The sequence below is a fragment of the Trinickia dabaoshanensis genome (genome assembly GCF_002879885.1).
Lineage (GTDB): Bacteria > Pseudomonadota > Gammaproteobacteria > Burkholderiales > Burkholderiaceae > Trinickia > Trinickia dabaoshanensis.
Window position 1 is genome coordinate 72,471 of sequence record NZ_PNYA01000001.1, and the last position, 17,134, is coordinate 89,604.

Below are 17,134 nucleotides of genomic sequence, written 5' to 3' on the forward strand. Positions count from 1 at the left end.
GGCGCATTGGCGCGTTGGCGCCCGATTCAGCTCGCCGCGAAAAACGGCTTGCCGAGCGATGCGGGGGCATTGAGCTTGATCGTATTCGGGTTGCGCGAGATGACGGCCAGCACGACGACGGTCGCCACGTACGGCAGCATCGCGAGAAACTGCGTCGGCACGGGGACGCCCACGGCCTGGGCGTAGAACTGCAAACCGGTGACCGCGCCGAAGAGCAGCGCGCCGACGAGCAGCCGCGCGGGCCGCCACGTGGCGAACACGACGAGCGCGAGCGCGATCCAGCCGCGCCCCGAGGTCAATTGCTCCTGCCACAGATGCAGATAAACGATCGAATAATAGCCGCCGGCCAGCCCCGCCATGCCGCCGCCGAATAGCGTCGCGCCATAGCGCACGCCGATCACGGGGAAACCCACCGAATGCGCGACGCTCGGCGATTCGCCGACCGAGCGCAGCACGAGCCCGCCGCGCGTGCGATAGAGGAACCACGCCACGAGAGCGAAGGCGACGAACGCGAGATAGCCGAGCGGCGTCAAGGAAAACAGCGACGGCCCGAGCACGGGCACGTGCGCGAGGCCGGGGATCGGCCATGCCTCGATGGTGGCGCTGACCGACGCGGAGGTGTAGGGCTTGCCGACATAAGCGGACAAGCCGGTGCCGAAGATCGCGAGCGACAACCCCGTAGCCACTTGGTTGGCGAGCATCGTCAGCGTCAGAAACGCAAACAGCAGCGCCATCGCGACACCCGCGCCGATGGCCGCCGCCACGCCGAGCCACGGATGCCCCGTGGCGACGGTCACGGCGTAGCCTGTCACGGCGCCCATCAGCATCATGCCTTCGACGCCCAAGTTCAGTACGCCCGATTTTTCGGTGACGAGTTCGCCGAGGCCGGCGAACATCAGCGGAATGGCGGCGACGACCGCGCTCGAGGCAAGCGATCCGGCTTGTTGAATATCCATGGTCGTTCTATTTCGATGTGCGAATCATTCGTTGAGCAGGCATGCGTTCGATCGTTCCGGCGCGTTCAGCCGTGCGCGACACGGGACACCCGGCGTACGCGGTAATTGACGAACAGATCGGCCCCCAGCAAGCAGAACAGCAGCAGGCCTTGGAATACGCCCGAGAGCGCCTGCGGCAGTTGCATCGACGTCTGCACCGCTTCGCCGCCCAGGTAGAGCAAGGCCATCAGCAAGCTCGCGAGGACGATGCCGATCGGATGCAACCGGCCGACGAAGACGACGATGATCGCCGTAAAGCCGTAGCCGGGCGACCACGTCGCCTGCAATTGTCCGATCGGACCTGCGATCTCCCCCATTCCCGCTAGACCGGCCAACGCCCCGCTGATCAGCAGCGAGGTCCATACCGTGCGGGAATCTGAAAAACCCGCGTAGCGCGCGGCGAGCGGCGCAAGGCCACCCACGTTCATACGAAAACCCGCGAAGCTTTTACGCATGAAGAGCCATACGGCCGGAATCGCCGCGAGCGTCAGGAAGACGGACGCATTGAGCCGCGTTCCTTGCAGCCAGTGCCAACGCCAGTCGCCGCCGAAGGTCGGATAAAGGGCGTCGCCCGAGAACATCTCCGAGATCGGGAAGTTCATGCCTTGCGGATCGCGCCAAGGACCGCTGACGAGATAGATCAAAAGCTGCGCGGCCACATAGGTCAGCATGAGGCTCGTCAGGATTTCGTTCGTGTTGAAGCGCGTCTTCAACCAGGCCGGGATCGACGCCCATAGCATGCCGCCGACGATGCCCGCGCCCATCATCAAGAACAAGATCCAGGCACCGCTCGCCTGATCGAAATGGATCGCGACTCCGCTCGCGGCGATGCCCCCGGCGAGCATCTGTCCTTCGGCGCCGATGTTCCATACGTTCGCGCGATAGCCGACGGCCAGGCCCAGCCCGATCAGACACAACGGCGAGGCTTTGAGCAAAAGCTCCGACCACCCATTCACGTTAGCGAGCGGATCGATGAAGAACGCGCGCATGGCTTGCACCGGATCGCGCCCGACGAGGCCGAAGATCAGAAAGCCGATAGCCAACGTCAGCAACGCGGCGACGACAGGCACGGCGAGCCGCATCGTGCGCGAGGGAGCCGGCCGGGCTTCGAGTCGATAGGGAAAATACATGGTCAATTCAAGCGTGGGTTATGCGCGTCCGAAGCGCTGGACGGAAATCGATCGGCTCGGGCCATTCCGGGGCGCGGCGAAGCGCGACCTGAGCGTGCCCGAAGCGGCGTCAAGCATGCACAGGCTGCTCGGCGGCAGGCGGCGCCGCGCCGTGTTCGCCGAACATGCCCGCCATCCACAAGCCGATCTCCTCCGCATTCGTCTCGCCGGTCTTGCGCGCGGGCGACAGCCGGCCGCCTGCGAGCACGGCGATCCGGTCGCAGATATCGAACAGCTCGTCGAGTTCTTCCGAAATCACGAGCACCGCGACGCCCTTCGCCGACAAGTCGAGCAAGTGTTGCCGGATGAACGCGGATGCGCCCACGTCGACGCCCCAGGTCGGCTGGGCCACCACGAGCACCTTCGGCGCTTGCAGCAGTTCGCGCCCGACGATGTACTTTTGCAGATTGCCGCCCGAGAGCGATTGGGCCAGCGCGCCCGGCCCGCCACAGCGCACGTCGAATGCGCTGATACAGTGGGTCGCGAATGCACGCATCGCTCGGGCGCCGATCCATCCGTGGCGCACCATGCCGGGTTGACGGTGCGCCGTGAGCAGCGCATTTTCCTCGAGCGACATCGCGGGCACCGCGCCGCGTCCAAGCCGCTCCTCGGGCACGAAGGCGAATCCGAGACGGCGCCTTGCGCCGGCCGAGAGCCGCGCGGCGCCCTTGCCGCAGATCGTCACGGCATCGGCCTGCGCCGCGATACGTTTCTCGCCCGACAACGCCGCGAGCAACTCGGCCTGGCCGTTGCCCGAGACCCCCGCGATGCCGAGAATCTCTCCCGCGTGCACCTCGAACGTGACGTTCCGCAGCGAAGTACCGAAGGGATCGTCGCTCGGCACCGACAAGCGGTCAACGCCGAGCAGCACCTCACCCGGCGCGTGCGCCCGCCGCGTGTAATCGGGCAGCGCGTGTCCGACCATCAATTGCGCGAGCGACGCATGAGTCTGCTCGCGCGGCTTGACGTGCCCCGTCACTCGGCCCCCGCGCATGACGGTGGCCGTATCGCAGAGCTCGCGAATTTCATCGAGCTTGTGGCTGATATACAGCACGCTGCATCCCTGGGCCGCGAGCCGCTTGAGCGTCTCGAACAATTTACGGACCGCCTGCGGGGTCAGGACGGACGTGGGTTCGTCCATGATCAGCAAGCGCGGATGCTGGAGCAGGCAGCGCACGATCTCGACACGCTGGCGCTCGCCCACCGTGAGGCTGTGGACGTGCCGCTGCGGGTCGATATCAAGGCCGTACTCGGCGGAGACTTCGCGAATGCGTTTGCCGAGCGCGGCGAGATCGAACGGCTCGTCGAGCGCGAGCGCGATGTTCTCGCCGACAGTCAGCGTCTCGAACAGCGAGAAGTGCTGGAAGACCATGCCGATCCCGAGCTTGCGCGCCTGCGCGGGGCTCGCGATCTCCACGAGATCGCCTTCCCACCGGATTTCGCCCGCGTCGGGCCGCACCGAGCCGTAGATGATCTTCATCAACGTGCTCTTGCCGGCTCCGTTCTCCCCGAGCACCGCGTGGATCTCGCCCGGCGCGACGACGAGGTCCACGCCGTCGTTCGCCTTCACGGACGGATATTGCTTACTGATACCTGTCAACGCGAGCCGCGGCACCAGAGGTGAACCGGCGCCCGCCCGGTCGGTGTGAAATGAGTGATCGCCCATGAGATCCGCCAAACCTGTCTACTTATCTACTCCGATGCGGCACGCCGATGCGTCGATACGCGCACCGCGCCCCCCGTTACCGGCGCCGCTTCGCGCCGTCCCACCGCGCGGCCTGGCCCGACGATACCCAAATCGCGCGCGAGCGTCGAGCCGACAATATCGTACGAATACTCGATTCGGCCGATGCGCCACACGGGTATGTGCGCCCTTGACGCGACTGCATGCACATATTAAAAGTCTGATACCCGCACCCCTCGTCCATCAGCCGCAACGTATACCGGAGCAATTCATGAGTCAGCAACGCGAGGCGATCGACACGTATCTTTTGCGCGTCTTGCACACCCTCTTGATGGAACGAAGCGTCACGCGCGCCGCCGTCAAGCTCAATCAATCCCAACCCGCGATCAGTGCCGCGCTGCGCCGCCTGCGCGACATCACGGGCGATCCGCTGCTCGTGCGCGGCAAGTCCGGCATGGTGCCCACCGAATACGGCCTGCGCCTGCTCGAGCCGGTGCAGAACGCGTTGCGCGAAATCGAGCGGATTCGCTTTCAGCAGCACAACTTCGATCCGGCCACCTCGATTCGCTGCTACCGCATCGGTTGTCCCGACTACCTGAACGTCCTGTTCGTGCCGACCGTCGTCGAACGCTTTCGGCAAGCCGCGCCGAACGCCCAGCTCGAATTTCATTCGCTCGGCCCTTCCTTCGACTACGAGCTCGCGCTCGAGGACGGCAAACTCGACGTCGTGATCGGCAACTGGCCGGAGCCCCCCGAGCAACTGCATCTGTCGAACCTGTTCGTCGACGAGATCGTCTGCCTGATGAGCAATACGCATCCGTTCGCCAAGCGCGGCACGCTCACGCTCGATCAGTATCTGAACGCCCCGCACCTCGCGCCGACCCCTTACTCGGTGGGCCAGCGCGGTGCGATCGACGTTCACCTCGCGCGCGAACGGCTCAAGCGCCACGTCGTCGTCACGTTGCCGTACTTCAATCTGGCGCCGTACGTCCTCATCAAGTCGGATCTCATCTTCACGACGACCCGCTTGTTCGCCGATCACTACGCCAAGTACCTGCCGCTGACGGTCCTGCCCGCCCCGCTCGACTTCCCGCCGATGCAGTACTACCAGCTCTGGCACGAGCGCTGCCATTATTCCGACGAAGTGCGGTGGCTGCGCAGCCTCGTCGCCGACGCGACGCGCACACTCGTGGATCGCGCCTAGGCGCGCGGCGCGCGCTCGCCGTCAGGCGCCGCGCGCGGCCTCGGCCAGCGCGCCGGCGAGCGCGTTGTGACGCTCGAGCAGCGGCACCAAATCGAGCGTGGCCAAACGCCCTTCCTGCACGACCACCTTCCCGTTGATGACGCTCAACGCGACCTGAGACGGCGCGCAAAACACCAGCGCCGCCACCGGATCGTGCAGCGCACCCGCGAAATTGGGCTGACGCAGATCGAACGCGACGAAGTCGGCCGCCATGCCCGGCGCAAGCGCGCCGATGTCGTCGCGCCCCAGCACCGCTGCGCCGCCGAGCGTCGCGAGTTCCAGCGCTTCGCGCGCGCTCATCGCATCGGGACCGAACCCCACGCGTTGCAATAGCATCGCCTGCCGGGCCTCGCCGACGAGATGCGCGCCGTCGTTCGATGCCGAGCCATCGACGCCGAGCCCCACGGGCACCCCTGCATCGCGCATGCGCCGGATCGGGGCGATCCCCGAGGCGAGCCGCATGTTCGAGCACGGACAGTGCGCGACGCCGGTGCGCGTGCGCGCGAAGAGCGCGATGCCGGGCGCATCGAGTTGCACACAATGCGCATGCCAGACGTCGGCCCCCACCCATCCGAGGTCCTCGGCGTATTGCGCGGGCGTCATGCCGAAGCGCTCGCGGCTATAGGCCACGTCGTTGACGTTCTCGGCGAGATGCGTGTGCATCGAGACACCGTAGTGCCGCGCGAGCGTGGCCGATTCGCGCATCAGATCGCGGCTGACCGAGAACGGCGAACACGGCGCGACGACCACGCGCAACATCGCGTAACGCCCCTCGTCGTGATAGGTTTCGATCAATCGCTGGGTGTCGGCGAGGATGGCGTCTTCACGCTCCACGAGCGAATCGGGCGGTAGGCCGCCGTCCTTTTGTCCGACGCTCATGCTGCCCCGGCTCGCATGGAAACGCATGCCGATGCGTGCCGCGGCGGCAATGCTGTCGTCGAGCCGGCTGCCGTTCGGATAGAGATAAAGATGATCGCTGGAGGTCGTGCAGCCCGACAGCAGCAACTCGGCCATCGCGGTGAGCGTCGACACCTCGATCATCTCCGGCGTCAAATGGGCCCAGATCCGATACAGACTGGTCAACCAGCCGAAGAGCTCCGCGTTTTGCGCCGCCGGGACGGCGCGCGTCAAGCTCTGATACATGTGATGGTGCGTATTGACGAGCCCCGGCATGACGAGGTGCCCGCGCAGATCGAGCACTTGATCGGCCGTGCTCGGCAGTTCACTCGTCGGGCCCACGGCCAAGATCCGGTTGCCCTCGATGTAAAGCCCCGCGTCGCGCAGTTCGCGGCGCGCGCCATCCATGGTCACGAGCACGTCGGCGTGCTTAACGAGCATCGTCTTGGGTCGCGCCGCACCGCTTGCGTGCATGGACTCGTCGTTCGTCATTCTTTATTCCGCATTCATGTGTGGTGAAGGATTGGCATAACGATCAGGAGCCAAAATACCGCTGGCAATGTACGATGGAGCGATACTCGCCTTCACCGTTTCGATATATTGGTCGCATTTTCGTCGGCCGCACCGGGCGATGCCGCCGCCGCGGCACCCTCGCCTCATGCGGCCGCCCTTATCTTTCCTATCGCGCACGCGCGGGGCCCCGCCAACTTCTTAGAATGGCGACACGGCGCTCGCATCAAAATCGCCGACGGGTATGTAGCCACGCGACGTGGAGCCTCGATCCGCCGCTTGCGTATTGGATCGGGTTGCCCACGCCACTTTTCGCGTTCATCAAAAGGAAAACTGCGAATGGGAAAGCTCACTACCCACGTTTTGGACACGGCGCACGGCCGTCCCGGCGCCGGTATCGCGATCGAGTTGTACAAGCTCGACGGCGATACGCGCAGCCTCATCAAGCGCTCGCTCACCAATGACGACGGCCGGTGCGACCAGCCCCTGCTCGAAGGCGAAGCATTGGTCGCCGGCGAATACGAACTCGTCTTTCATGCGGGCGAGTACTTCGCCGCGGCCGGCGTGAGCGTACCGCAGCCGCGCTTCGTCGATCGCGTGGTGCTGCGCTTCGGCATCGCCGACGCCACCGCGCATTATCACGTGCCGCTCCTGGTCTCGCCGTGGGCTTACAGCACCTATCGCGGCAGTTGACGCAACTTATACCAACGATCATCAGGAGTTTGGAGGCGTTTCATGGAAGGCTTTATCACCGACTGGCTGAATCTCGCGATTCGCTGGCTCCACGTCGTTGCCGCGATCGCGTGGATCGGCGAATCGTTCTACTTCGTCGCACTCGACAATAGCTTGAAGAAGCCGAAAGATCCGGCCCTTGTCGAGCGCGGCGTGTTCGGCGAGCTGTGGCACGTTCACGGCGGCGGATTCTACAACATGCAAAAGTACATGGTCGCGCCGGCGCAGATGCCCGAGGACCTGCACTGGTCGAAATGGCCGTCGTACACCACGTGGATGTCCGGCTTCGGCTTGTTCACCGTGCTCTATCTGTTCTCGCCGAGCACCTACCTCATCGATCCGAACGTGCTCGACATGGGACCCGTCGTGGCCGTTGCCGCGGCGCTCGGCTTCCTCGCCGCGGGATGGATCGTGTACGACACGCTATGTCGAGTACTGGGCCACAACGATCGATTGCTCGGCGTCATCGTGGGTCTGTACGTGCTCGTCGCGGCCTGGCTCGCCTGCCATATATTCGCGGGACGTGCCGCCTATCTGATCGTCGGCGCGATGCTCGCCACCATCATGTCGGCCAACGTGTTCTTCGTGATCATCCCGGGCCAGCGCAAGATGGTGAACGCGATGCTCAAGGGCGAAGCGCCGAACCCGATCTATGGCAAACGCGGCAAGCAGCGCTCGGTGCACAACACCTACTTCACGCTGCCGGTGGTATTCGCGATGCTCTCGAACCACTACGCGATGACGTACACGCACCCGTACAACTGGGCAGTGCTGGCCGTCATCATGCTGGCCGGCGCGCTGATCCGTCAGTTCTTCGTCATGCGCCATCGAGGCCAGGTGCTCTGGTATCTGCCGGTGGGCGGCATCGCGCTCCTCTCGCTGGCTCTGGCGGTTACGCTACCGAAGCCGGTCGTGCCGCAAGCGCAAGCGGCGAATGCGCCCGTCATGAAGCTCGCCGATATTCAGCCGATCTTGCAGCAACGGTGCGTCGCCTGCCATTCGGCGCATCCCACGCTGATGGGCAGCGCCCCCGCCGGCGTGTTGTTCGACACGCCGCAGGAAATCTCGACGAACGCGCAGCGGCTGTACGAGCAGGCGGTCGTGCTCAAAGCGATGCCGCTTGGCAACGTCACGAAGATGACGCCCGACGAGCGCGAAAAAATCGCGGCCTGGTTCAACTCGGGCAAGCAGCAATAACGGTGCTGGGCGGCCGCCGATTCAAAGCAGGCCCATCGCCGATGCTTTGAGCGTGGCCGCGGCCCGCGTGGAGCATTCGAGTTTGCGAAATACGCTCTCGACATGAGTACGCACCGTGCTCGGGCTGATCGCCAATTCGCGCGCGGCTTCCTTATTGCTCGCGCCGCGCGAGATCGCGCGCAGCACTTCAGTTTCGCGCACGGATAACAGCGAGTTTTGGGTCGCGCTTTTTTGAGGCCGCCCGACCGAGCGCCCCGCTTCCGCGATGAGCGCATCGACCACGTCGCCGCTTAGCCTGCCGCTCGCCACTTCATGACGTAGCGTCTGCAAGGCGGCGTCGGACGGCAACGCGGCGCGCCAAGGACGCGTCGAGCGCAACGCAACCCACGCGACCGAAGCGGCCAGAATTTGCGCCTCCAGCGACAGCGCTCTAGCATCGGCGCCGCGGAAGTATCCCGAGCCGTCTTGCCGCTCGTATGCATAAGAAGCCAGTTCGGCCGCTTCTCGGAGCGTGCCGGTCTGTTTGCCGGCGCGAGCCGTCCAATACGGCACGAGCCGCACCCTTTCCCAAGCACCGGCCGGCAACGCGCACGGCCGATTCCATACCGCGTTGGGCACGGCGGCCCTGCCCACCCCGTGGATGAGCCCGGCGCGATAGATGCATGCCTGCGCCGCTTCGTCGAGACCAAGCCGCGCGCAACACGCAAGCGCCGTCATCGCGACCGCGCGCGAAAAACCGGTCATCCACGGCAATTTCAGATCGATCACATCGGCGATCAATTCGGCGCGCGCGTCCCGCCGCATGCCGGATGTGATCAGCGCGGCGTCGAAATCGGCCAACGACGCCTCGTCCATTGCACAGGACCAGTCGCGCGCATTACGCGCGGCAACGTCGGCAAGGAAAGCGGGATATCGCTTGCCCGAGCGCTGCTCGATCAACTCCAGCGCACGCTCGAGGCCGTACACGCGATTGAAAATCTCGAGGTCGCCCGCTAGCGCAACGACGAACACAGGCACCGGCACCTCCTCGCGAGCGATGCTTGCGGGCAGGCCCGCCCCGTCCCATGTTTCGAAAATATTGCGTAACGCGGTTTCGGTCGAAGTGGAAAGGCCCAAGATCCGCGCGATCTCGCCCGACACCTCACAGTGAGTTTGCGCGAGCGGCCGCATCAGGGCAGCGGCATCACCGGGGGCTTCTCGTGCTTCGGCCCAGCCGGGGCGCGCTTCGAGCATCGCCAGCCGAACCGCGACGTCATCGCCGAACACGTCCGCGAAACCGGCTGCGTTCGCCGTGCACCCAGACCAGCGCAGCAGCGCCACTTCGCGGACCGTATCGCCGATGCTCGCGTCGAGTCCCGCCGCCTCGGCAATGCGTGCGGCAATCCATCCCGTGCGCAGCGAATGATCCGTCGGCTGCCCCATGCTCAAATCGCCGACGAAAGCAAGCGCTCGGACCGAATCGAACACCGGCAACAAAATCCCACCGGATTGAACATCCAACATAGGCATCTGGCGCTCAAGAACGTATGAAACGACACGGAATCATACGCCGGGCGCCGAATACGCGGCCGGCGTAAGCGCGGTACCTAGCGCCTCCCCGGGGTCGGTCATTCGACCGATACCGCCATGCCCGGCGAGGCGCCATCCTTGTGTTCCGGCCAGACGAAACGAGATTGCCTTGACGCACACCACGATACATCCCGCATGGGTTCGCATCTTCCATTGGGTCAATGCGGCCGCGGCCGTCGTCATGTGCTTGAGCGGCTGGCAAGTGTACGACGCTTCGCCCATCTTCAAAGCGATTCGCTTTCCCGCCGCGATCACGTTGGGCGGCTGGCTAGGCGGCGCGCTGCTTTGGCATTTCGCGGCGATGTGGATATTGGCCGCAAATTTTTCGGGGTATCTGGCGATCGGCATCATGACCGGACGTTTGCGCACGAAATTCTTCCCCCTTCGGTTCCGCGCCATCGTCAATGACTTGGCAGCCGCGATGCGCGGCACACTCAGTCACGACGATCTGAGTCGATACAACGCGGTGCAGAAGCTCGCCTATCTGTTCGTTCTCGCCGACATCGCAGTGCTCGTGTTATCCGGATTGGCGATTTGGAAGCCGGTTCAATTACCGCTGCTACGCCTGCTGATGGGCGGTTTCGACAACGCGCGCGTCGTCCACTTCGTTGCGATGAGCGCACTCGTGGCCTTCTTGGCGATACATGTCGTCATGGTCGCGCTCGTGCCGCGTTCCTTGCTCACGATGATCCGGGGCCGATAGTCATGAATCGACGCAAACTCATTCGCCCGCTCGATGCCGCGTCGATCATCAAGGACACGCGCAAGGAATTGCACTCGTCCGCCCGGCGCCTATTCGGCAAGCGGCTGCTGACTTTGGGCGGACTTGCGCTGCTCTCGGGCTGCGACCTGACGGACGACAAGTCGGTCAACACGATGCTGCGCCGCGTGTCCACATTGAACGACCGCGCGCAAGCGCTGCTGTTCGATCCGAGCAAACTGGCGCCGACCTATCCTGAATCGATGCTGACGAGGCCGTTTCCATTCAACGCCTACTACGACATCGACCAGGTACCCGAGATCGACGCGCAAACCTACCGGCTGGAGCTCAGCGGCCTAGTCAAGCGCAAACGGATCTGGACGCTCGACGAATTGCACGCGCTGCCGCAACTGAGCCAAATTACCCGGCATATCTGCATCGAAGGCTGGAGCGCCATCGGCAAGTGGGGCGGCGTGCGGTTTGCCGACTTTCTCATGCTCGCGGGCGCCGATACTCAAGCCAAGTACGTCGCGCTGCATTGCGCCGACAGCTATTGGACGAGCATCGATATGCCAACCGCGCTGCATCCGCAGACCCTGCTCGCGTTGACGTATGACGGCGACGTCCTGCCCGCCAAGTACGGCTTTCCAATGAAGCTTCGCATACCCACGAAGCTCGGCTACAAAAACCCCAAGCACATCGTAGCGATTACGGTGACCAACGAATTCCCCGGCGGCTACTGGGAGAACCAGGGTTACAACTGGTTCGGCGGTTCCTGAGTCAGACGCCACACGCAGTTGCCCACCAACACCCATTTATTGGAGCTGTCATGCCCACCGGTTTCAGACTTGCCGTTTCGTTCGCCGCACTCGCGCTCGCCACCACGGCGTTCGCCCAATCCTCCGCCGTCAAGCCCGAGCGTATCCGGGGCGAAATCGTGTCGTTCGGCGGCAGCACGTTGAAGGTGCATCGGCGCAGCGGCGAGACCGTGACGATCGACATGCAAGCGTCGTCGGCCGTCAATGCCGTCAAGGCAATCTCGCTGTCGGATATCAAGCCCGGTTCTTACGTCGGCGCGGCCGCCATTCCGGGCCCCGACGGCAAGCTCACGGCCAAAGAAGTGCTGCTATTTCCGGAAGCCGCGCGCGGCACGGGCGAAGGCCACTATGCGTGGGATCTCGGCGCCAATAGCACGATGACGAATGCAAACGTGGACACCGTCGTGCAAGCGACCAGCGGCCGCGATCTCAAACTGTCATACAAGGGCGGCACCAACACGGTCACCGTACCGGCTGACGCGCCCGTAGTGACACTGATTCCGGCCACGCGCGCCGAGCTCACGACGGGGAAAAAAGTGTTCGTGGTAGCCACGCCGGCAACGGGCGGAACCTATCAAGGTAAGTTCGTCGTCGTCGAGAAGGACGGCGTTGCTCCGCCGATGTAAAGACGGCGCGAAAAAGAAAAACCCCGAGTTGCGATCGATCGCAACCCGGGGGGACAGAAAGTAAGGGTATCGACGGCGGTTACGCAGCTTGCGCGAGCAGTTCCTGGACGTGCGGCGCGCGCACGGCGGGCGCCGCCAGCGTGGAGAGCATCGAGCGGTCGTTGAAACGGAAGAAGCAAACGAGCTGATCGCAAGCGGCCAGCTTCAGCAGTTGCGGCCCCGAGAGATCGGCAATGACGTCCGCCACTTGCGTCGATAGGCCGAGCCGCTCCATACCCGCGGCGCGGTCGGCCCGCAAGAGGCGCTGCGCCAGCGAAAGGTAGGAGAGGTTGATTTCGCGGATCGATTCGAGGTTTTCGGAGCCGTTCATGACTTTCTCTGTCAGGGGTTTCGTGATTCGAATTTAAAAATCGGCCGGTAAGCGGTGATCCCGGGTAGATCGCTGTAGCTTGCCGTTGCCCAAAACGCGTTAGCGTGTGAAACGTTTGCTCGAGCGTGCGATCAGCAGCCGCCGCGCTCGTCGGCCACGCCCGCCGCGATCAAGCTGCAAGCGATCTCGCGCAGCAGATGCTGCGTCAACGCACCGGAACCGCCGAGGCAAAGGCGTTGAAGTTCGATGAGGTCTTTGGCGAAGCGGCTCATGGCGATCTCTCCGTGGCTCAAGGTTTGAAACGTTCGCGCCGTCATTCGTGGTACGAATCGTTCTCCTGTGACGAAAGTATCGGCCAGAGCCCTTCGGAAACAAATCAGCCGCCGCTGAACCTCGCGTAATATCTGGCAGCGCACTTGTCAGTCTTTTCCTACATCGTGCGTGTGCCAGGGCTACGGCCAAAATTACATGCAAAAACGCCCGTGTGGATTCACACGGGCGTTTCAATCGGCTCAAACGACAACGGGTTAACGGGGCACGTTGTCCAGGGCTTCTTGCGTCAGCCACAGCGACTCGGGCAGCGTTTGCTCATCGCAGTTGTGGCCCTCGCCGCCGCGGTCGACGACGATGAAATCGCTGACTGCATCGAGCGCGATCAACGGATGGTGCCAGACCCCTTTTGCGTAATTGACGCCTTGCCAACCATGCGTCACGAACGCCCGAACAGCATTGGGCTCCAGTCGCCCGGCCGGCGCGACGACGACGAGGTACGGCTTATCCGTTAGCGGCACGAAAGCCTGGGAACCCAACGGGTGGCGCTCGAGCATCGTCACTTCGAACGGCAGCAGGCGCGGCTGGCCGCGAAATAGATTGACGAGTGGCCGCCCCCCGGCCTCCTCCACATCGATGCGGGCCAGATCGTGGAAGCGGATCGTCGTGCCGAGGTTGATCGGAATTTGCCGCGCGCCATCGAGCTCGATGACGTCGCCGAACGGCGCGAACGCCTCGCGCGTCAGCGGCTCGATCGTCAGCGCTTTCATGAGCGCGCCGCTCATGCAAGCACGCCCCAAGCGCGCAAGCGCGACACGCCGCCGTCCGGAATGATGTTCAAGCGCAGGTGCGTGACCGGGCCGATCGCGGCCAACTCGGCCTCGAAAAAGTGCTGCTTGTCCATTTGGAGCTTCTGCTCGCCAAGCAGCGTCGCCCAGAACATGGCCTGCGTAATCAGGGAGCTATCGGTGCCGCCTTTGACGTAGGCCGCTTGAATCGAGCAACGGTCGGGATAGTTGCCCTTGAAGAACGCCGTATCGACTTCGATCTTCGTGATGGTGCCGGGCTGCGCGAGCGCGATGATGGTCCAGTCGTTGCCCGGCTCGCGCCGGCGGCGCGTTTCCCAGCCGTCGCCCATGTTCACGCCGCGGCCCGGCATCAGCAAATTCGACGCGGCCCCAAAATGCTGATTGTTGGCGGCAACGATATAGGCCCCGTTTTCCATTGCCGCCAAATCGACGGGCGCGCTGCGGCTCGCGCTCGCCCAGTCGACCTGCGGCTGCCCATAGACGCGCAAGCGCGCGACGCCGCCGTCCGGATACAAGTTCAAACGAATGTGCGTGAAAGCGCCTCCTGCGGCCACCTCGACGTAATGATGCGTATTGCCTTGCAGCGTCGTGGACGGGACGATCTCCTCCCATTGCGTCGCGCCGCTGGGCTGCTCGCCGGCCGGTACGCGCGCCGCCTCGACCGAAGCCGCGGGCGGGAAGTTGCCGGTGAAATGGCTCGTGTCGATATCGAGCCCTTTGATCACGCCCGCGCGCGCGAGCTTCACGATGCACCAGTCGTAGCCGGTCGTGCGCTTGCGGCGCGTTTCCCAGCCGTCCATCCATTTGCCGTTGTCATCGTATTTACCGGGAATGAACACGGCGGGCTCGGGACTGAGCATGCGCTCCTTCGGCGCGAAAAATTCGTCGCTCGCCTCGAGCGCCTGTGCCCCCAAGCGCGGATCGGCCAGGTTGACGTAGCGGCGTGTGAAATCGGGCGCGTTGGGGTCGAGAATCGGGAGAGCCATCGTTGTCGTCCTTCGTGTCTGTCAGTTCGTATTGCGAATCAAACGTCGTATCGCCGCGTCAAGCCGGCGTCAAGCGGGCATGAATCGCCCCGCATCGATGCGCTCGGGCCATCAAGCCGTCACGAGATCGTCGATGCGAAACCTTGCGATGCGGTAAATCTGCTCCAAGCTCGCGCGGAGCTCTTCGTCGCGCGTGTTGTTCACGCGCGCCTCGAAATTGGCGATGATGCCCGCGCGATCGTAGCCGCGGACGGCGAGAATGAACGGGAAGCCGAATTTCTCGCGATAGGTCGCGTTCAAGCGGTGCAGCTTGTCGAATTCGTCTTGCGTGCATGCGGCAAGGCCCGCGCCGCTTTGCTCGCGCGTGGATTCGGCCGTCAACTCGCCGCGCACCGCCGCCTTGCCCGCGAGTTCCGGGTGGGCGTTGATGAGCGCGAGCTGACGGGCATCGCCCGATTGCGCGACGATCTCGCGCATCTTTGCGTAAAGCGCATCGACGCTCGCGAACGGCCGCGCGTCGGCCGCTTGCTCGGCCACCCAAGGTGAATGCTCGAAGATGCCCGACAGCGCCGCCCCGAACGCATCGCGCGGCATCGAATTGAGTTGTTCAAGCGAGTATTGCATCGGCTTCATGCGCGTGAGCTGTTCGTCTGTGACGGATAGGGATGGTGGGCGCGCCAATGGCGCGCGATGTCGACGCGCCGCGTCACCCAGACGCGATCGTGCCGTTCGATGTGATCGAGAAACCGCTGCAACGCACGGAAACGGCCGGGCCGCCCAAGCAACCGGCAATGCATACCGATCGAAAGCATCTTCGGCGCCTCGGCCCCTTCTTCGTAAAGCACGTCGAAGGCGTCGCGCAGATAAGTGAAGAAGTGGTCGGCCGTGTTGAAACCTTGCGGCGTCGCGAATCGCATATCGTTCGTATCGAGCGTGTACGGCACGATCAGTTGCGCCCGCGTTTCACCGCCCGAAACCGGCACGTCCATCCAAAACGGCAGATCGTCGCCGTAGTAATCGGAGTCGTACAGGAAGCCGCCGTATTCGGCCACGAGCCGATGTGTATTCGGGCTATCGCGCCCCGTGTACCACCCGAGGGGCCGCACGCCCGTCACGCGCTCGATCGCCTCCATGCCAAGCCGCATATGTTCGGCCTCGCGCTCGGGCGACATATCCTGGTAATGGATCCAGCGCCACCCATGACAGGCGATCTCGTGCCCCAACTCGACGAATGCGCGGGCGAGCTCGGGATGCCGTTCGATCGCCATGCCGACGCCGAATACCGTCAGCGGCAAGCCGCGCTTCTCGAACTCGCGCAAAATGCGCCAGACACCCGCGCGCGAGCCGTATTCGTAGATCGACTCCATGCTCATGTGCCGGGCCGGATAAGCGGCTGCGCCCACGATCTCGGACAAAAACTGTTCCGAGCCCGGATCGCCGTGCAGCACGCAGTTTTCGCCGCCTTCTTCATAGTTGAGAACGAACTGGACGGCGACGCGTGCGCGGCCCGGCCAATCGGCCTGGACCGGTTGCCGGCCGTAGCCGATCAGATCGCGCGGATAGCGGGAGTCGGATGTCATGGCAAAGATTCGAGGCAAACGTTGATGGACGTCCACGCGGCGCCGCGCCGGCTGCGCGCGCGTCGCCGCAATGGGTCAATTCGGTGGAATCAGTGTATAGAAAACGCCGTGGCGCGCCCATACAGGCAGGCCGATAACGGGGGTCACCGCCAACGTATGTCGGCCGCCCCTCCCGCCCGGCACCGCCGCGGCAGGCACCGCAGCGCAGCGCGCATCAAGCGTCGCGCGGGCTGAAATCGGCCAACGGGCCGTCATAGCGCTTCGCGAGCGGACGCGCGTACTCGCCTCGCTTGGCCGTGGCGAGGCCCAAGCCAGCCAGCGCCTCGACCCACTTGAGCGCCGCCGTCACGCCTTCGACGACGGGCACGCCGATCTCGTCCTCGATCGCGCGTGCGAGGTCGGCCATCCCCGCGCAGCCCAGCACGATCGCGTCGGCCCCGTCGTCCTCGAGCGCGCGGCGGCATTCGTCCGCGATCAGCCGCCGCGCCGCGCTGCCCGGCCGATCGAGATCGAGCACGGCCACGTCGGTTGCGCGCACGTTGCGGCAAAACCGCGTCATGCCGTAACGCTCCGCCAAATGCCACGCCATGCCCGTAGTGCGCGCGAGCGTCGTCACCACGGCAAAGCTCGGGGCAATCACGCTGGCGGCGTGCATCGCCGCTTCGGCGATACCGATGACCGGGCCGCGCGCCAGTTCGCGCGCCGCGAAAAGCCCCGGGTCGCCGAAGCAGGCAATGACGTAGCCGTCCATGCCCTCGCGCTCGCCGGCCGCCACCTCGGCGAGCAAGCCCGGCAGCGCGAGCGACTCGTCGTACCAGCCTTCGATCGAAGGCGGCCCCATGCTCGACGTCGCGGCATATACCTCGGTCCCCGCTCCCGCCACGGCGCGCGCGCAGATCGCCATCGTCTCGGTCATGCGCGCCGTCGTGTTCGGATTGATGAGCTTGATCTTCATCGCCAGACCCTCCTATGCCTAAAA

17 protein-coding genes and 1 pseudogene are annotated in these 17,134 nt (G+C 64.3%); 6 read left to right on the plus strand and 12 right to left on the minus strand.

The features are described 5' to 3' along the window. Positions 1 to 26 precede the first annotated feature (26 nt). The 3 genes from C0Z18_RS00310 to C0Z18_RS00320 form a co-directional block, all read right to left on the minus strand. Positions 27 to 956 (minus strand): ABC transporter permease, encoded by a 930-nt coding sequence (locus C0Z18_RS00310; protein ID WP_102643375.1) that lies wholly within the window; start codon positions 954 to 956, stop codon positions 27 to 29. Between the two features lie 65 nt (positions 957 to 1,021). Next, complete coding sequence (locus C0Z18_RS00315; protein WP_102643376.1) at positions 1,022 to 2,125, minus strand: ABC transporter permease; 1,104 nt, start codon at positions 2,123 to 2,125, stop codon at positions 1,022 to 1,024. A gap of 109 nt (positions 2,126 to 2,234) precedes the next feature. Further along, positions 2,235 to 3,830, minus strand: coding sequence for an ABC transporter ATP-binding protein (locus C0Z18_RS00320; protein WP_102643377.1), 1,596 nt, complete (start codon positions 3,828 to 3,830; stop codon positions 2,235 to 2,237). 289 nt (positions 3,831 to 4,119) lie between these two features. Between C0Z18_RS00320 and C0Z18_RS00325 the strand changes: the two genes are divergently transcribed. Then, positions 4,120 to 5,052, plus strand: coding sequence for a LysR substrate-binding domain-containing protein (locus C0Z18_RS00325; protein ID WP_102643378.1), 933 nt, complete (start codon positions 4,120 to 4,122; stop codon positions 5,050 to 5,052). A gap of 21 nt (positions 5,053 to 5,073) precedes the next feature. Here C0Z18_RS00325 and C0Z18_RS00330 read toward each other — a convergent pair whose 3' ends face one another. Then, a complete protein-coding gene (locus tag C0Z18_RS00330; RefSeq protein ID WP_102643379.1) occupies positions 5,074 to 6,480 on the minus strand; it encodes an 8-oxoguanine deaminase in 1,407 nt (468 codons plus the stop codon). Positions 6,481 to 6,837: 357 nt separating this feature from the next. Between C0Z18_RS00330 and uraH the strand changes: the two genes are divergently transcribed. Together uraH and C0Z18_RS00340 are read left to right on the plus strand one after the other, a co-directional pair. Further along, positions 6,838 to 7,191: a hydroxyisourate hydrolase gene (uraH, locus tag C0Z18_RS00335; protein ID WP_102643380.1), complete on the plus strand. Its 354-nt coding sequence runs from the start codon at positions 6,838 to 6,840 to the stop codon at positions 7,189 to 7,191. A 42-nt stretch (positions 7,192 to 7,233) separates the two neighbouring features. Further along, positions 7,234 to 8,427 carry a urate hydroxylase PuuD gene (locus C0Z18_RS00340; protein ID WP_102643381.1) on the plus strand — a complete coding sequence of 398 codons (1,194 nt, stop codon included), beginning with the start codon at positions 7,234 to 7,236 and terminating at the stop codon, positions 8,425 to 8,427. A 21-nt stretch (positions 8,428 to 8,448) separates the two neighbouring features. On the opposite strand, the gene C0Z18_RS00345 is transcribed toward C0Z18_RS00340, so the two are convergent. Next, entirely contained in the window at positions 8,449 to 9,930 is a 1,482-nt protein-coding gene (locus C0Z18_RS00345) for an HD domain-containing phosphohydrolase (protein WP_102643382.1), read from the minus strand. A 175-nt stretch (positions 9,931 to 10,105) separates the two neighbouring features. Between C0Z18_RS00345 and C0Z18_RS00350 the strand changes: the two genes are divergently transcribed. The 3 genes from C0Z18_RS00350 to C0Z18_RS00360 are packed head-to-tail and all read left to right on the plus strand — an operon-like array spanning position 10,106 to position 12,140. After that, positions 10,106 to 10,699, plus strand: coding sequence for a cytochrome b/b6 domain-containing protein (locus C0Z18_RS00350; protein WP_102643383.1), 594 nt, complete (start codon positions 10,106 to 10,108; stop codon positions 10,697 to 10,699). A 2-nt stretch (positions 10,700 to 10,701) separates the two neighbouring features. Next, complete coding sequence (locus C0Z18_RS00355; protein WP_102643384.1) at positions 10,702 to 11,475, plus strand: molybdopterin-dependent oxidoreductase; 774 nt, start codon at positions 10,702 to 10,704, stop codon at positions 11,473 to 11,475. 50 nt (positions 11,476 to 11,525) lie between these two features. Then, positions 11,526 to 12,140 (plus strand): hypothetical protein, encoded by a 615-nt coding sequence (locus C0Z18_RS00360; RefSeq protein ID WP_102643385.1) that lies wholly within the window; start codon positions 11,526 to 11,528, stop codon positions 12,138 to 12,140. 79 nt (positions 12,141 to 12,219) lie between these two features. On the opposite strand, the gene flhD is transcribed toward C0Z18_RS00360, so the two are convergent. The 7 genes and pseudogenes from flhD to C0Z18_RS00395 all read right to left on the minus strand — a co-directional run. Beyond that, entirely contained in the window at positions 12,220 to 12,510 is a 291-nt protein-coding gene (gene flhD, locus C0Z18_RS00365) for a flagellar transcriptional regulator FlhD (RefSeq protein ID WP_102643386.1), read from the minus strand. Between the two features lie 131 nt (positions 12,511 to 12,641). Beyond that, a complete protein-coding gene (locus tag C0Z18_RS33120) occupies positions 12,642 to 12,782 on the minus strand; it encodes a hypothetical protein (RefSeq protein ID WP_162878237.1) in 141 nt (46 codons plus the stop codon). A 255-nt stretch (positions 12,783 to 13,037) separates the two neighbouring features. Continuing rightward, on the minus strand, positions 13,038 to 13,550 hold the full coding sequence (locus C0Z18_RS00375; RefSeq protein WP_102643664.1) for an ureidoglycolate lyase: 513 nt from the start codon (positions 13,548 to 13,550) through the stop codon (positions 13,038 to 13,040). A gap of 11 nt (positions 13,551 to 13,561) precedes the next feature. Continuing rightward, on the minus strand, positions 13,562 to 14,575 hold the full coding sequence (gene alc, locus C0Z18_RS00380; RefSeq protein WP_102643388.1) for an allantoicase: 1,014 nt from the start codon (positions 14,573 to 14,575) through the stop codon (positions 13,562 to 13,564). A 111-nt stretch (positions 14,576 to 14,686) separates the two neighbouring features. Next, entirely contained in the window at positions 14,687 to 15,208 is a 522-nt protein-coding gene (gene uraD / locus C0Z18_RS00385; protein WP_102643389.1) for a 2-oxo-4-hydroxy-4-carboxy-5-ureidoimidazoline decarboxylase, read from the minus strand. Continuing rightward, entirely contained in the window at positions 15,205 to 16,155 is a 951-nt protein-coding gene (gene puuE / locus C0Z18_RS00390) for an allantoinase PuuE (RefSeq protein WP_102643390.1), read from the minus strand. Before puuE ends, uraD begins: the two co-directional genes overlap by 4 nt. A 217-nt stretch (positions 16,156 to 16,372) precedes the next feature. After that, positions 16,373 to 17,110: pseudogene (locus C0Z18_RS00395) on the minus strand (aspartate/glutamate racemase family protein); the annotation flags it as partial. Positions 17,111 to 17,134 lie beyond the last annotated feature (24 nt).

Coding starts and splice junctions, on each gene's coding strand:
- C0Z18_RS00310 (WP_102643375.1), bottom strand. CDS start 956: ATGGATATTCAACAAGCCGGATCGCTTGCCTCGAGCGCGGTCGTCGCC.
- C0Z18_RS00315 (WP_102643376.1), bottom strand. CDS start 2,125: ATGTATTTTCCCTATCGACTCGAAGCCCGGCCGGCTCCCTCGCGCACG.
- C0Z18_RS00320 (WP_102643377.1), bottom strand. CDS start 3,830: ATGGGCGATCACTCATTTCACACCGACCGGGCGGGCGCCGGTTCACCT.
- C0Z18_RS00325 (WP_102643378.1), top strand. CDS start 4,120: ATGAGTCAGCAACGCGAGGCGATCGACACGTATCTTTTGCGCGTCTTG.
- C0Z18_RS00330 (WP_102643379.1), bottom strand. CDS start 6,480: ATGACGAACGACGAGTCCATGCACGCAAGCGGTGCGGCGCGACCCAAG.
- uraH (WP_102643380.1), top strand. CDS start 6,838: ATGGGAAAGCTCACTACCCACGTTTTGGACACGGCGCACGGCCGTCCC.
- C0Z18_RS00340 (WP_102643381.1), top strand. CDS start 7,234: ATGGAAGGCTTTATCACCGACTGGCTGAATCTCGCGATTCGCTGGCTC.
- C0Z18_RS00345 (WP_102643382.1), bottom strand. CDS start 9,930: ATGTTGGATGTTCAATCCGGTGGGATTTTGTTGCCGGTGTTCGATTCG.
- C0Z18_RS00355 (WP_102643384.1), top strand. CDS start 10,702: ATGAATCGACGCAAACTCATTCGCCCGCTCGATGCCGCGTCGATCATC.
- C0Z18_RS00360 (WP_102643385.1), top strand. CDS start 11,526: ATGCCCACCGGTTTCAGACTTGCCGTTTCGTTCGCCGCACTCGCGCTC.
- flhD (WP_102643386.1), bottom strand. CDS start 12,510: ATGAACGGCTCCGAAAACCTCGAATCGATCCGCGAAATCAACCTCTCC.
- C0Z18_RS33120 (WP_162878237.1), bottom strand. CDS start 12,782: ATGAGCCGCTTCGCCAAAGACCTCATCGAACTTCAACGCCTTTGCCTC.
- C0Z18_RS00375 (WP_102643664.1), bottom strand. CDS start 13,550: ATGAAAGCGCTGACGATCGAGCCGCTGACGCGCGAGGCGTTCGCGCCG.
- alc (WP_102643388.1), bottom strand. CDS start 14,575: ATGGCTCTCCCGATTCTCGACCCCAACGCGCCCGATTTCACACGCCGC.
- uraD (WP_102643389.1), bottom strand. CDS start 15,208: ATGAAGCCGATGCAATACTCGCTTGAACAACTCAATTCGATGCCGCGC.
- puuE (WP_102643390.1), bottom strand. CDS start 16,155: ATGACATCCGACTCCCGCTATCCGCGCGATCTGATCGGCTACGGCCGG.